This is a genomic window from Methanosarcina subterranea, assembly GCF_055385895.1.
In genome coordinates, this window is record NZ_AP042426.1 from 1,581,284 (window position 1) to 1,597,542 (window position 16,259).

Sequence of the window (16,259 nt, forward strand, 5' to 3'; positions counted from 1 at the left end):
AGATCCGTTTCTTTAAGATCAATTACAAGTTGCTCAAGAAGCTTAATTCCTATGAGATTATATTTTTCTTCATTTGTATTCGGTTAAGGATTTTGAGCTGCGGATCTCGATTTCGACGGAAAAACTCAAACCCAAATGTTTAGTGTTTAAATTGAAATCGATATCAGATTCCAGTTTTGCATTTGATGAATAATTTAACAAATTTTATGAAAATCAATGTAAGTGATAACGATTTTTCCTTAACCGATGACCAATGTATTTTTCTTAAATTAGTTAAAATTTTTATACAAAATACTCAAATATGTTGGTAGAAGAGACCCTATAGATTTGATATACAGGAATGAGCGAGAAATACCATATAGGATACCTGAATCAACGTATTTTTTGGCTTTGTTTTTAAAAGGCGGAGAAGAATATATGAAAAATGATATTAGAGATTCTGGCATCGGTTTTGTTGGGAATGTGCCTTCTGGAACTCACTTTTGCCAATTGCACCAGACAAAAGAAGATCTGATAGAGATACTCATCCCTTTTTTAAGAGCAGGATTGGAAAATAACGAACTTTGTATCTGGATAACATCACAGCTTTTTGAAGTAGAAAGTGCAAAAAAAATCCTGAGAAAGGATATTTCTGATTTTGACGATTATTTGAAAAAAGGTCAGATAGAAATTATTCCCTCAAATTTGTACATAATAGACGGTATTTTTGATTCAAAAAGGGCAATTGATGACCTGATTGATAAAATCAATCATTCATTGACCGGTGATTATAACGGGCTAAGATTGATTGAGAATGTTTGCTGGCTGGAAAGTGAGGGTTATAGTTATTTTATTGATTATGAGAAAAGCCTGGACCTTATCATAACAAAATACCCTGTAGTAACTCTATGTACCTATTCTCTTGATGAGTGTAACGCTGCTGATATCATCGAGATCGCAGCAAATCATCAATTCACTTTAGTTAAAAGGAAAGGAAAATGGGAACGGATAGAAGGCTCTGAACGAACGAATACCAGAGAGCTAAAACAAACACAAGAAGAGCTGGAAAAACTTCTCCCGGAATCCCAAGCTGCAAAATCTCGCCTTGAGGCAATATTGAAATATCTTCCTGCTGGCGTGATAATAGCAGAAGCTCCTTCTGGCAAAATACAGAAAGGTGAGGAGGTTATTAGAGAAGAGATTGAGTTCCAGCTGGCTGATGGAACCCGCAGGATCATGAGTGTTAGTGCGGCTCCAATCCGAGACGAAGAAGGCCGGATTATCAGCGGTGTCGTGGTAGATGAAGATATCACGGAGCGTAAACAGGCTGAAAAGACATCACAGTTTCATCGCCAACTACTTGTTACAGTCATCCAGAATATTCCGGTCGCCATCAATCTAATGAGTGGAAATGACCTGCGAATTGAGCTGGTGAATCCTGCTTATCAGGCTATTGCCCCTGGAAAAAAGATAATTGGTAAAACTCTGAACGAACTATGGTCGGAGACTAAAAAAGATTTTGTAGATTTGTGCCGCCAGGTTCTGGCTACTGGCGAGCCGTATCATGAAACAGACGAGCTGTATATGATCTCCCGTTTCCCCGGCGCTCCTATTGAGCCGGCATACTTCACCTGGTCATTATTCAGGTTGGATCTGCCCGAAGAAAAGGGCAAAGGAATACTCAATATCTCATGGGAAACGACTGAGCGCAAAAAGATGAATGCTGAGTTAAAAAGAAACGAGGAACGTCTTGACAACCTGGTTAACAGTATTAAAGATGGCTTCTTAGAACTTGATAGGGAGTGGCGGTTTACATATATCAATAAGCGCGCAGCCAATAACGGAAATTTTGAGCCTGAAGATCTGGTCGGAGAAAATATCTGGGAAAAATTCCCTCATATGGCTGGTAGTAAGTTCGAGGAAGTTTACAGGAAAGTCATGGATACTCGCCTGCCAGCTAATTTCGAGATCAAGGGTTTTATTCGAAATCGATGGTACGAAGTAAGCGTTTATCCCTCTACAGCAGGAATCTCGGTTTTCTGGAGAGACATTACAGAGCGTAGGCAAGTTGAAGAGGCATTACGTGAGGCATATGAGGAAATCCAGGTGCAATCCGAGGAGTTACAGGCATCCAATGAAGAATTACAGGTTCAGGCTGAAGAGTTACAGGTTCAAACTGAGGAACTTCAGGAAGCTTATGAAGCGTTGAGTGAAAGCGAAGAGCGCTACAGGATGCTTTTCACAAATATGACTGAAGGTTTTTTACTTGGAGAGATAATTTGTGATAATGCCGGCAAACCATATGACTACCGTTACCTTGAGCTAAATCCTGCTTTTGAACTTGAAACAGGCGTAAAGATTGAACAGGTACTGGGCAAGTCTGCCCTCGAGGTATTCCACAGTGTGCCCCCTATAGAGATAGAAGAATTCGGGAGAGTTGCACTCTCAGGTCGATCAACTCATTTTGAAGTTTTTGCCCCGCCAACGAATAGATACTTTGATATCTATTCATTCAGCCCTGAGAAAGGAAAGTTCGCGGTGATTTTTAGAGATATTACCGAACGCAAGAAAGTTGAAGAGGCTTTACGAGAGAGCCGGACAAAGCTAGAGGCTGCTTTTGCCAGCATGACCGATGCAATATTCATTTCCGATGCTCAGGGAAGGTTCATCGATTTCAACGATGCGTTCGCGACATTCCATAGGTTCAAGAACAGGGAGGAATGCTCCAGGACTTTCGCTGAATACCCGGATATCCTGGATGTATTTATGGCAGATGGGACGCCAGCACCTTTTGATATGTGGGCAGTTCCTCGAGCCCTGCGGGGAGAGACGGTTACTGATGCCGAATATATCCTGCAACGTAAGGATACTGGAGAAACCTGGGTAGGGAGCTATAGCTTTGCTCCCATTCGTGACAAGGACGGCGTAATCGTCGGGTCAGTTGTAATAGGCCGCGATATTACCAAGCGCAAGGCAGTAGAAGCAGAGCTATCACATCAACGAGAAATGCTCCAGCAAATCTTCGACAACATTCCTGTCCTGCTAGTTACATGGGATCCTTATCTGGAGCAGTTTACGCTGAATAGGTATGCTGAACAGGTGCTCGGTTGGACTACCGCCGATGCCAACAATGGAGATTTCATGGCCAAGGTGTATCCAGACCCAGCCTACCGTGCCGAGGTATCCTCATATATGCTGTCTCTAAAGGCAGGCTGGAGAGAATGGATCGGCACGACAAAGGACGGGCAGCATGTGCCTATCGGATGGGCTAATATATTCTTGACCGATGATACAATGATTGGCATCGGCGTAGATATCCGCGAGCGCAAAAAAGCTGAAGAAGCACTACGCCAGGCTTATAAGGAGCTTCAGATCCAGTCTGAAGAGTTACAGGCTCAATCTGAGGAGCTTCAGGAAACCAATGAAGTACTCCGCGAGAGCGAAAAACGATATTCTAAACTCTTTAACGCAAGAACCAACGGTGTAGCGCATTGCCAGGTTATCACAAACGAAAAGGGTAAACCCATTGATTATATTATTTTGCAAGTAAACAATGCCTATGAAAGTATCACCGGGATCAAGAAAAAAGATATTGAGGGTAGAAGGGCTACAGAAGTGTTTCCCGGGATCGAATATTTTGCTTACGATTATATCGGGAATTACGGCAAAGTAGCTCTTGAAGGCAGCGAACTAAATATCGAAGTCTTTTTCGAGACACTCCAGCAATGGTTATCTATCTACGTATACAGTCCCGGATATGGCGAGTTCACTGCCATCTTTACAGATGTCACTAGGCGGAAAGAAACAGAAGCTAAACTGAAAGAAACTCTCGATAATTTAGAAAATTTAGTTAAAGAAAGAACATCAGAGCTCGAAGAAGCCTATAAGTCTTTGAAAGATAGTGAAAAAGGTCTTGCTGAAGCCCAGAAAATGTCTCATATTGGTAACTGGGAATGGGATGTTGTAACTGATAGAGTATACTTATCTGATGAGATCTATCGAATTTTAGGGTTTAAGCCTCAGGAATTTGAAATGACTTTTAAATCGCTTTTAAGCTTTGTACATCCAGAAGATCAAGAATATGTGAGTAATGCTATCATAGGGACTTTAACCGGCAGCCCGTATAATATTGATTTCAGAGTAATTTCAGCCAATGGAGAAGAACGCATAGTTTACTTACAGGGTGAAGTTATCCTTGACGAAAAAAATAACCCTATTCTAATGAGAGGAATACTTCAAGATATTACCGAACGCAGGCTAACTGAAGAAGCATTGGCAAAAATTGAGGAAGCTCGTATAAAAGAGATTCATCACAGGATTAAGAATAACCTGCAGGTAATCTCGTCCTTGCTTGATCTTCAAGCAGAAACCTTCTCACACCTGGAGTTTTGTAAAGTTCCTGAGGTTATAAAGGCTTTTAAAGAAAGCCAGAGCCGTGTAGCTTCAATGGCTTTGATCCATGAAGAACTTTACAAAGGTAAAGGATTGGACAGTTTAGATTTTGCAGCCTATCTTCGAAAGTTGACTGCAGACATTTTCAATTCATATAATCTTGGAGACAAAGATATCAGCCTGAAACTTAATCTCGAACAGGTTGATCTTGGCATAGATACCGCAATTCCTCTTGGAATTATTGTAAATGAGCTGGTCTCAAACTCTTTTAAGCATGCTTTTCCTGCTGGGAGAAAAGGCGAAATTCAATTAAATCTTTGCAGGGCTGAAACTTCTGCCACCAAAACTGAGATTTTCAATTCAGATAAAGACTATAATGGAAGAAATGGGTTCCAATATATACTTAAAGTAACGGATAATGGAAAAGGGATCCCGCGAGAAATAAACCTTGAAAACATGGATTCTCTGGGGCTTCAGCTAGTAAATATTCTTGTTGAACAGATAGATGGCTGTATAGAACTTAAAAGAGACAGGGGAACAGAATTCACTATATGGTTTAATAATATAGAGATATGATCATCAGCCTTTATGAAGGACGTAACCGTCATTCAGTTACATTACCTCATAATTGCTTGTCCTCTAAAGGCTTTATAGAACTCATAAACAAACATGTTATGAATCATAAATTAATTAACAAGTTTATATATTAATAATTTCTTCTTGTTTTAGTAAGAAATCATTTATTTTAAAAACCTTTTATCTATAAGAGTTTCTCATAATTTTTTAATTATCGCGCTTTACTTCTATTTATAATAAAAGATCACACTCGATGATGCTAATAATATATTTTATAAATTCAATATTATATCAGGTTATGGTTTGTTGTAACAATTTAAAAACAAGAGTTCTAATCTGTATAAATCGAGGCGAATCAGCATTATAGAAGCTTAAAGTTAAAAAATACAACCAAACATAAATAACACCTTTTTATATAACGGGAAGTAAAAGAATATCAAAATTAAATAACTAATTCATTCAATAATCTTTGAAAGAAGGCTTTTTGCCATTTAAGAGAAGGAGACTTAAGGGACAATGAAAGCGAAAACTGAGCAATTCCCGGCAATAAACTTGAATCCTGTTCTCAGTGTGGCAAAGGATGGTACTGTTCTTTACTCAAATGAGGCTGGTAAGTCCCTATTGCATGAGTGGGGCGTGGAAATAGGAGAAAAACTACCTTCAACCTTCGGAGATCTTATTCAAAGGGTAATTACCCGAAATAACCCGGAAAAAATAGAAGTTAAAGTGGGAAATAGAGTCTACTTAATTGTGTTTCACCCCTTAACCGAGCAGGAATGTGTAAACATTTCTGGATTTGACATAAGCTACCAGAAAGAGTTTGAAAATAATCTTCAGAGAAGTGAAGCTCGAAAGATGGCAAATCTGGAGTTTGCCGATATCATTGATATCCATGCAGTCCAGTCCCTTATGGATGACTTTTATAAATTTGCTAATATCCCTATAGGCATATTCGATCCCAATGGCAATATTCTGGTAGGCGTCGGATGGCAGGAAATATGCACTAAATTCCACAGGGTCCACCCCGAGACTTGCAAATCCTGCATAGAAAGTGACACGAAGCTGTCCTCAGGCGTTCCTCAGGGAGAATATAAACTGTACAAATGTAAAAACAATATGTTGGACATAGCTACCCCAATCTTTATAGGCGGAAGACACATCGGAAATATCTTTTTAGGGCAGTTCTTTTTTGAAGGTGAAATTCCGGATTATGATTTTTTTCAATCTCAAGCCAGAAAATATGGCTTTGATGAGGAAGAATATATAAAGGCTCTTGAAAAAGTCCCACGGCTGAGCAAGGAAGCTGTGGATACAATCATGACCTTTTTCATGAACTTTGCCAATATGCTCTCACAGGTAGGCTACAGCAATATCAAGCTATCTCAATTGCTGGCTGAACGTGATGCAGTGGTAGATGCATTGCGAGAGAGTGAGAAACGTGAGCAGGCCCGCTCTAACGAACTTACAGTATTGCTGGACGCAGTTCCTGCCGCTGTGTGGATAACACATGATACCCGGGTAACTCAGATGACCGGTAACCGGCTCTCTTATGAATGGCTCCGGCTTCCTGAGGGTACAAACATATCCAGACCTGTTCCTGAAGGCGGAAAACCCGAGACTTATAGCATGTTTAAGAGCGGTGTGGAGATCAAGCCTGCGGAAATGCCAGTACGAATATCAGCTGCAGGCAAAGAGGTACGCGACTACGAATTCGACCTTATCTACCCTGACGGCACAGTGCGGCACTTGCTGGGTAACGCAAGCCCTTTGCGAGATGAGAAGGGCAACCCTCAGGGATCCATTTCTGCGTTCATAGATATAACCGAGCGCAAGCGGGTAGAGAAAGAATTACTGGAAAGTGAGTCGCGTTTAAGACTTGCCCAGGTCGCTGCAGGCGCAGGCATATGGAACTGGGATATACATTCCGACAGGCTAGAATGGTCTGAAGAACTGTTCTGGCTCTTTGGTCTGGACCCCGAGAAATATGATGCCAGCTTTGACTTATGGAGAGATTTGCTCTATCCCGATGACAGGCTGAGAGTGGACAGTCAGATCGCAACAGCAATTGACAACCATACTCCGATTGCGATCGAGTACCGGATAGTACTACCCTCGGCAGAAGTGAGATGGATCAATGCCCTTGGCAGTACTACCTATGATAGCAACGGAAAACCGCAGCGAGTGGCCGGGATCTGCATCGATATCACTGAACGCAAAAAAGCAGAAGAAGCTCTGAAAAAAACACATGAGAACCTTGAAAAATTGGTTAAAGAACGAACAGCCGAGCTTGAACAGGCTTATAAATCGTTGAAAGAGAGTGAAAAAGGTCTGGCTGAAGCCCAAAAAATGGCTCATATTGGAAATTGGAGCTGGGACCTTATAACTGGTGAAGCATACTGGTCTGAGGAGATGTATTATATTTTTGGTCTTAATCCTCAAAAATCAATCCCAGCTTATGACGAACTTTTTAATTATATACATCCAGATGATCGCGATTACGTGGATAATGCTATTAAGAAAGCTTTAAACGAAAAGACATTTGGCATCGATTATAGGATTATTATAGCTAATGGAAAAGAGCGCACAGTCCATGCAGAGAGTGAAGTTTTTTTTGATCCGAATAATAATCCTATCCAGGTGAAAGGAATAATTCAAGATATTACAGAGCGTAAAGAAACAGAAAAAGCCTTAGCAAATATCGAAATTGCCCGTAAAAAAGAAATCCACCACCGGATTAAGAACAATCTGCAGGTGATTTCTTCACTTCTTGATCTTCAGGCTGATAAGTTTGACAATCCGAAAGTTATTGAGGCTTTCAAAGAGAGCCAGAACAGGGTTATATCTATGGCTCTTATTCATGAAGAACTTTATAAAGGAGAAGGAACTGACACACTGAACTTTTCTACCTATATAAGAGAGTTAGCTGAAAATCTTTTCAATACTTACTGCCTGAATAGTAAAAATATCCGCCTGTGTATGGATATGGAAGAGAATGCACTCCTTAATATGGATACTGCGGTTCCTTTAGGAATAATTGTCAATGAGCTTGTTTCCAACTCTTTTAAACATGCATTTCCCGACAGAAATAGAGGAGAAATCGGAATTAAACTCCTTAGAGAAAAAAATGGAAAATATAAAGAGGAAGATGATAAGTCTACTAATTTTGTTATGGCTGTCTCAGACAACGGTGTAGGCATTCCCGAAAATCTTGATATTGAAGACCTTGATAGTCTTGGCATACAGCTGGTAATCACACTTGTGGAACAGTTAGATGGAGAACTTGAACTGAAAAGGGATAATGGGACCGAATTTATTCTCAAATTTAAAGTAATAGAAAAAAATAATCCGGAAGTGCCAGTAACACAATAATCAATCACTATACAGCTATTATATTACAGCTATCATTATCGCTATTAATTTCTGTTATTTTTACACGGTGCTTATGCATCTTATTGTCTCTTAAGTTTCATTCGCCTTCTGATTAATTAAGCTCTTAATTCCGGTATTAGGCTAGAACTAAAAATGTCAGACATATTTTGGAATCGTGTTAAATTTTGGAATCGTGTTAAAGTCTCAAATTTGGAGGGAACGCTGACAACGTTTATTATTTAATCAATAAAGCTCAATAAAAATTAGTTAGCGACAATGTCAATAGTTTATTTTATAGATTTAGAAGTATTATATTCAGGCTATAATTCATTGCACCAATATAAAAAAGAAAGTCTATTAAATCACCGAATCAATATGAACAGACTTGGAATAAATATCTTAAATTAGAAGCTAAAACTAAACGTAAATGGTGTTTTATTATATGACTTGTAAAATAATATTATGAAAATTAAATACTAATTTTCGATTATCAATGTCAGGCATCCTGTTGCATAATAGAGGGAAATCTAAGGGGAGAATGAACGCGAAAATGAAGCAATCTAAAGCAATAAATTTGAATCCTGTGCTTAGCGTTGATAAGGACGGGGTCATTCTTTACTCAAACAAGGCTGGTGAGCCCTTATTACGTGACTGGGGTGTGGGAATCGGAGAAAAACTGCCTCTACATATAGAAATTTTTGTTCAACGGGCAATCTCCCAGGAAGCTATTGAAAAAACAGAAATTAAAATGGGCAAAAGAGCATATTTCCTTGTTTTTCACTTCTTGCCCGAACAGGAATATGTAAACATTTACGTATTTGACATAACTAACCGTAAAAAGCTTGAAGGAAAACTTCAGGAAAGTGAAACTCAAGAAAAGAAGAACCTGGGACTTGCCAATATTATTGATGTTAAAGCAGTCCAGTCCCTTATAAATGATTTTTATACGCTTGCTCATATCCCCATGGCTTTACTTGACCTTAAGGGTAATATTCTGGTAAGTGTTGGATGGCAGGATATTTGCAAAAAATTCCATAGGACTAATTCTGAAACTCTCAAGCATTGCTTAGAATGTGATATAAATCTGTCTATGGACGTTGCTCCCGGTGGATATAAGCTGTACAAGTGCAAGAACAATATCTGGGATGTAGTGACTCCGGTTATGGTGGAAGGACAGCGTATAGGCAATATTTTCTCAGGACAGTTCTTTTTTGATAATGAGCCTCTTAACTACGAGCTTTTTCGATCTCAGGCTAGAAAATACGGCTTCAATGAAGAGGAATATATAAAGGCGCTTGAAAAAGTTCCAAGGCTGAGCAGGAAAGCTGTGGATACAAGCATGGCCTTCTTCATGACCTTTGCTAATATGATCTCACAACTAAGCTACAGCACTATCAAGCTATCTCAATCACTGGCTGAGCGTGATGCCCGTTGTAGATGCACTGCGAGAAAGCGAGAAGCGTGAGCGAGCTCGCTCGAATGAACTGGCAACAGTACTGGATGCCGTACCTGTCGCTGTGTATACAACACATGATCCCCAGGCACTTCAAATAGCTGGCAACCGTCTCTCCTATGAATGGCTAAGAGTCCCAATGGGTACAAACCTATCCAAATCCGCTCCTGAAAGGGAGAGACCAGAAGTTTTTAAGTTGTTCAAGAATGGAGTGGAGATCCCGCCTGAAAAAATGCCTTCACAGATGGCAGCTGCAGGTATAGAGATAAATGACTGCGAACTGGACATCGTATCTGCTGACGGCAAGGTACGGCATGTATTGGGCAATGCAAGATCCCTGCGTGATGAGCAGGGAAACCTGCGCGGATCCATTTCTGCATTCATAGATATCACAGAGCGAAAAAGAGCAGAAGAAACTATCAGGTTGTCAAATATTTATAACCGCAGTCTGATTGAAGCCAGTCTGGATCCTCTGATAACTATTGGACGTGATGGTAAGATTACCGACGTAAATAATGCTACAGAACAGGTTACCGGATATTCCAGAAATGAGTTGACTGAGACTGATTTTTCAGATTATTTTACCGAACCTGAAAAAGCTCGTAAAGGCTACCAGCAGGTATTTGTACTTGGTGAGGTTCGGGATTATCCTCTAGAGATTAGACACAGGGACGGACATATAACTCCTGTTTTATACAATGCTTCGGTTTTTAGAGATGAAAATGGCGAGATTATTGGAGTCTTTGCTGCTGCACGTGATATCACTGAACGCAAACGCCATGAAATGAATCTCGTCTTTCTAGCTGAAATCGACGAGGATTTTGCTCACCTTTCGTCAGTAGATGAGATAATGCAGACGGTGGGGGAGAAGGTAGGGAAATACCTGAAAGTAAAGACTGTAAACTTTTTTGAAGTAGATGGTGCTGAAGGTACGTTTACCGCCAGTTTTGGCTGGCAGGATATGGGCGTTCCCAGCTTGATGCACCAAACTTTCCTCATATCTAATTACCTTACCGAGGAGTTTAGCAGAGCTGGCCGCGCCGGAGAGACCATTGTCATTCGTAACACGCAGACGGACCCGCGAACTAATGCCAGGGCTTACACCTCATTCGATATCGGTTCAGTAATGATTGTACCTTTTCACGTAAAAGGCAAGTGGAAGGCTTTCCTCTCAGTAACAGACATGCGCTCGCGTGACTGGTTACAGGACGAAATAGAACTGTTTCAGGAACTTTCCAATAGAATCTTCCCACTTATTGAACGGGCTAAAGCCAAAGAAGCACTTCGGAAGAGCGAGGAGCGATTTCGCGCTCTTGTCACGGCCAGTTCGGAAGTGGTATATCGCGTGAGTTCAGACTGGAGCGAGATGCGCCATCTCTATGGTCGAGGTTTCCTTGCAAATACGGAAAGCCCAAGCCGTAAATGGCTTCAGGAATATGTTCCTCTGGAAGATCAACAGCACGTGATGGCTGTTATCAATGAAGCTATCCGGACGAAGAGCATTTACCAAATGGAACATCGGGTCCGGCTAGCGGATGGCAGCGTGGGATGGATTTTCTCGCGTGCGGTTCCGATGCTGGATGCAAATGGCGAAATCATTGAATGGTTTGGTGCCGCCAGCGACATCACAGAGCGCAAACGAGTGGAAAAAGAACTTCGTGAAAGCGAGGAACGGCTGCGCCTCTTGGGCGATAATTTACCGGATAGTGCAGTCTATCAGTATGTCTATGAGCCCGACGGCAGTGTCAGGTTCCTGTACTTCAGCACAGGCATCGAGCGACTCAACGGCGTCAAGGTCCAAGACGTCCTGCGTGATCCCGACACATTGTACAGGCAAGTTCCGTCGGAGTATTTAGAACGGATCTTCGAAGCCGAGGCACGCAGTGCCAGAGAATTGTCTGATTTCGATATGGAAACGCCTATGCAGCTCCCCGATGGCCAAATGCGCTGGATGCGAATGCGCTCCCGTCCGCGCCAGCTACCCGATGGCCGAACAATCTGGAACGGCGTGCAAATCGATATTACTGAGCACAAGCAGGCAGAAGAAGCCCTTAAAAAAGCACGTGAAACTTTAGAAGAAAAAGTTAAAGAGCGCACAGCTGATCTTGAGAACGCTTATGACTCATTGAAAGAAAGTGAAAAAGGTCTTGCTGATGCTCAAAAAATGGCTCATATTGGAAACTGGGATAATGATCTTGTAACCGGAGTTTATACTTTATAGTATAAAGCCACATCAAGCGACATGATCTACATAGGGTCTAACAAAAAATTAATTATGTTGGGTAACAATTCCAAGCATTTTAATATAAAACCGACAAATATAGAACCAATTAAATAAATCGGTGTGGCACAAAAATAGTTAATTTCCCACTATATGGGGTCTAACACAGGATCTCTGTAACAAGACGCCCTATTATGGTTTCTTTAGTATAATATGGTGAAAATCATATAAGTATCAATCGGTGGGCTAGTTCAATATGTGGCGACGCCAAAATTGAACGAAACAAGTTTGGAACTTAATTAATTTCTTGTTAGACCTACATAATATCCATAGCTGCACCACGATTTTTATGAGATCTTATAAACTCCGGTGTAAATGGTGAATTACACTGGTCTGAGGAAATGTATCGTATTTTTGGGCATAACCCTCAAGAATCTATAACTTACGATAAATTTTTAAATTACGTACATCCAGACGATAGGGACTATGTGTATAACTCCACTAAGGAAGCTTTTGACGGAAATACCTATGCGACTAATTATAGAATAGTTCGACCTGACGGAGAAGAGCGTATAGTCCATTCAGAAAGAGAAGTTATTTTCGATGAGAGAAATGATCCTGTTAGGATGAAAGGAACGGTTCAGGATATTACTGAACATAAAAAAGCAGAAGAGGAAATTCAGAACTTAGCGAATATTGTGGAATCATCAAGCGATGCCATTGGAACTATCTCTTGACGGCATTATTACAAGCTGGAATAGAGGGGCAGAGCAGATTTATGGTTATTCAGTGGAAGAGGTTCTTGGAAAGAGTGTATCCATCCTGGCTCCACCCCTTTTACATGACGAAACAAGAAAATTAACTGAAATGGTTATACGGGGAGAAAAAGTCCACCAATATGAGACTTTGCGGTTAAGAAAGGATGGTAAGATAATATATGTTTCAATAGTTCTTTCTCCGGTCTTTGATATTTATGGAAAGCTGACTGCTATCTCGTTTATTGTCAGAGATATAACCCAAAGAAAAGAAGCTGAAGAAGCTCTGGCAAAAATTGAAATTGCCCGCAAGCAAGAGATTCACCACCGGATAAAAAACAACCTTCAGGTAATCTCCTCCCTGCTGGATCTTCAGGCTGAGAAGTTCAAATGTAGAAAGGATATTAAGGATATAGAAGTTCTGGAAGCCTTCAGGGAAAGTCAGGATAGAGTAATATCAATGGCTCTTATTCACGAAGAACTCTACAAAGGTGGTGAGCTCGATACACTCGACTTTTCGCCTTATATCAAAGAACTTGCTGATAATCTTTTCCTTACATATAGGCTTAGAGCTGCCGATATCAGCTTAAATATGGATCTTGAAGAAAATCTTTTTTTCGATATGGACACTTCAGTTCCACTAGGCATAATCGTCAATGAACTTGTCACCAATTCTCTCAAACATGCATTTCCTGACAGAAAGAAAGGAGAAATCCGAATCAAACTGCATAGAGAGAAAAACGGAGAATACAAGAGCGAAGGCTGCAAGAGTAAAATTTTTGTTATATCTGTCTCGGACAACGGAATAGGCATTCCTGAAAACCTTGATATTGAAGATCTCGATAGTCTTGGATTTCAGCTAATAATTTCCCTTGTGGACCAATTAGATGGGGAGTTTGAACTAAAAAGGAATAATGGGACAGAATTCGTTATTAGATTTACTGTAACGGAAAAGAATAATCAGGTATCAGCGCCACATCAATTAGTTGATTTATGAGTGTTTATTTACCCACGAATACTTTTGTTAACGGACCTTAAGTTCAAGCCTTTGACCGGGATCTAGCCACGGCTCAAAACAAATGTAAAATGGTAAAATTTGAGTAAAAATAGGAATTAATTAAGAATTTAGTGCGAGAGGTGCGATTCGAACGCACGAACTCCTACAAGACTGGACTCTGAAAACAATATAGATATATTTAGCTTATCCATGCTCTTTTGTTTTCTAATAACTCATTGATTTTTCTACTCAAAAAATATTGGGACTTAAAATAAAACGTGGAGCTTTTCAAGCTCCCGATTGGGTTTTTAAGCTGGGGAGGAACTAAATAATCAGGCGTATCGTGGAATAGCCTTAAAACGTCTCATAATAGATGGCTTACTGATAATGTTTGTATTAACAAATATTCATTGAAAAGTGTTTCTCTGTGACTTATGGATGGAAGCATTGGGAAATACTGCACAAATTACAGGAATTGGAAACTGAAAATATACAGGGACATAGCATTATAGTTGTCATCCTAACGTTAACAACTAACTTTATTAAACTCAGTAACGTTTCATATAACAAATACAATAAAGATGGTATGAATTAAAATATTAATTTATTTGATTATCATCGAAGGCTAGGCAGTTTGTTACCTAAGAGAGGGAACCTAAGGGGATAAATGAAAGAGCAAATGAACTTCAGAATGTTGATCCTCTTGAACTCCGGCTTGTAACTACTCTTGTAGAACAGTTAGATGGCTGTATCGGACTTAGAAAAGACAAAGGTACAGAATTTGCTATTTAATTTACCAATATCGATAACTAAGCTTCATTCTTCCGAATGGAAAATATTAGATAGCCCATACAATTATATCTTTTATAAAATTATTAATTAACCTTAACCACTAATTTGCTTTGACTATAGGGAAGGGGAAATGAAAAAAATCGAAAATCCAAAGCCTACAGATACAGAAATTCAGACTAAGATACTAGCGAGTATTTTGGAATCATCAGAAGATGCCTTTATAACCACGTCCATTGATGGGCTTATTACCAGCTGGAATAAAGGTGCAAAGCAAATTTATGGCTATTCGGATAAAGAAGTATTGGGAAAACCAATATCCATACTAGAGTCGCCCACTTCGGCTGGAGAAATGCAAGAATTAACTGAACTGATTAAACAAGGAGATGGATTCCATCATTATGAAACTCTACAGTTAAGAAATGACAGGAAAATGATAAATGCCTCACTTACTCTTTCGCCGCTTATTGATGCCTCTGAAAATCTAATCTATATCCTAATTATCGCTAGAGATACAACCAAAAGTAAAGAAACAGAAGAAAAACTTCAGAAAATTGAGGGAAAATTGAGGAAGACAGAGGAAATATACAATCTTGCGATGGAACATACAAGGCAGATAATATATGATTACGATTTGAGAACAGATAAGTGCATCTGGGCAGGTGCTATAGAGGGAGTTACAGGATATAGTTTTGGGGAGTTCCAGACGCTTGGCAAAGATGTTTGGATTTTGAATATCATCCAAACTGATATGAATCGATTAGATGGAAGTTGCTGTGATAAGGAAGATACTGAATTTAAAGAAGAATTTAAGATGAGGAAAAAAGACGGGACTTTCATTAATGTTGAAAATGGAGGTATCTGCCTTAAAGACCATGAAGGTCATATTTACAGGACTGTCGGAGTACTGAAGGACATTACTACACAGAAGGAAACAGAAGTTACTCTGGCAAAAATCAATATTTCCCGCAAACAGGAAATTCATCATAGAATTAAGAATAACCTGCAGGTTATTTCTTCATTGCTTGACCTTCAGGCTGAACAGTTTAGAGGTAGAAAGGGTATTAATGATTCAGAAGTTCTGGAAGCCTTCAGAGAAAGCCAGAACAGAGTAATATCTATGGCTTTGATACATGAGGAGCTATACAAAGGTGGTAGGCTCGATACAATTAACCTTTCTTCTTATATTGAGGAACTCAGCAAGAGTCTGTTCTTAACATACCGACTTGACAATACCGATATCAGCTTAAAGATGGATTTGGAGAAGAACCTTTTGTTTGATATGGATAGTGCAGTACCATTAGGAATAATTGTCAATGAGCTTTTATCCAATTCTCTCAAGCATGCATTTACCAAGAGGGATAAAGGAGATATCAGTATCAAACTTTGTCGTAAAAATGCCGGAGAATGTAGAAACAACATGGAAGGAAGCAAAAAAGAAGAGTATAAGAGTGCTAATTTCATTCTAACCGTTTCAGATAATGGACTAGGTATTCCTGAGAACCTTAATTTTGAAAATCTGGATAGCCTCGGACTCCAACTAATAGTTTCTCTTGTTGAACAGTTAGATGGCGAACTTGAACTTAATAGGAACAATGGTACTGAATTCATTATAACGTTTACGATTGCAGAATATAATTATCTGAGATCAGTTCCAGCCTCCAAACAATTACTTTAATAAAGCTAGGACTCAAGCTGTTATCTGGGCAGTGTACAGAAAGTTCTGTA

Annotated in this window: 5 protein-coding genes and 1 pseudogene; all 6 read left to right on the plus strand. The window is 39.8% G+C overall.

Going from position 1 to position 16,259, the window contains the following annotated elements:
• Positions 1–417 precede the first annotated feature (417 nt).
• On the plus strand, positions 418–4,947 hold the full coding sequence (locus ACZ5A8_RS07000) for a PAS domain-containing protein (protein WP_464533015.1): 4,530 nt from the start codon (positions 418–420) through the stop codon (positions 4,945–4,947).
• 516 nt (positions 4,948–5,463) lie between these two features.
• Complete coding sequence (locus ACZ5A8_RS07005) at positions 5,464–8,316, plus strand: PocR ligand-binding domain-containing protein (protein WP_464533016.1); 2,853 nt, start codon at positions 5,464–5,466, stop codon at positions 8,314–8,316.
• A gap of 550 nt (positions 8,317–8,866) precedes the next feature.
• A complete protein-coding gene (locus ACZ5A8_RS07010) occupies positions 8,867–9,781 on the plus strand; it encodes a PocR ligand-binding domain-containing protein (RefSeq protein ID WP_464533018.1) in 915 nt (304 codons plus the stop codon).
• A complete protein-coding gene (locus ACZ5A8_RS07015) occupies positions 9,741–11,990 on the plus strand; it encodes a PAS domain S-box protein (RefSeq protein WP_464533019.1) in 2,250 nt (749 codons plus the stop codon). Before ACZ5A8_RS07010 ends, ACZ5A8_RS07015 begins: the two co-directional genes overlap by 41 nt.
• A 371-nt stretch (positions 11,991–12,361) precedes the next feature.
• Positions 12,362–13,742 (plus strand): annotated as a pseudogene (locus ACZ5A8_RS07020) (PAS domain S-box protein); the annotation flags it as partial.
• A gap of 922 nt (positions 13,743–14,664) precedes the next feature.
• Positions 14,665–16,209, plus strand: a complete 1,545-nt coding sequence (locus ACZ5A8_RS07025) for a sensor histidine kinase (RefSeq protein WP_464533021.1) — start codon at positions 14,665–14,667, stop codon at positions 16,207–16,209.
• Positions 16,210–16,259: the final 50 nt, after the last annotated feature.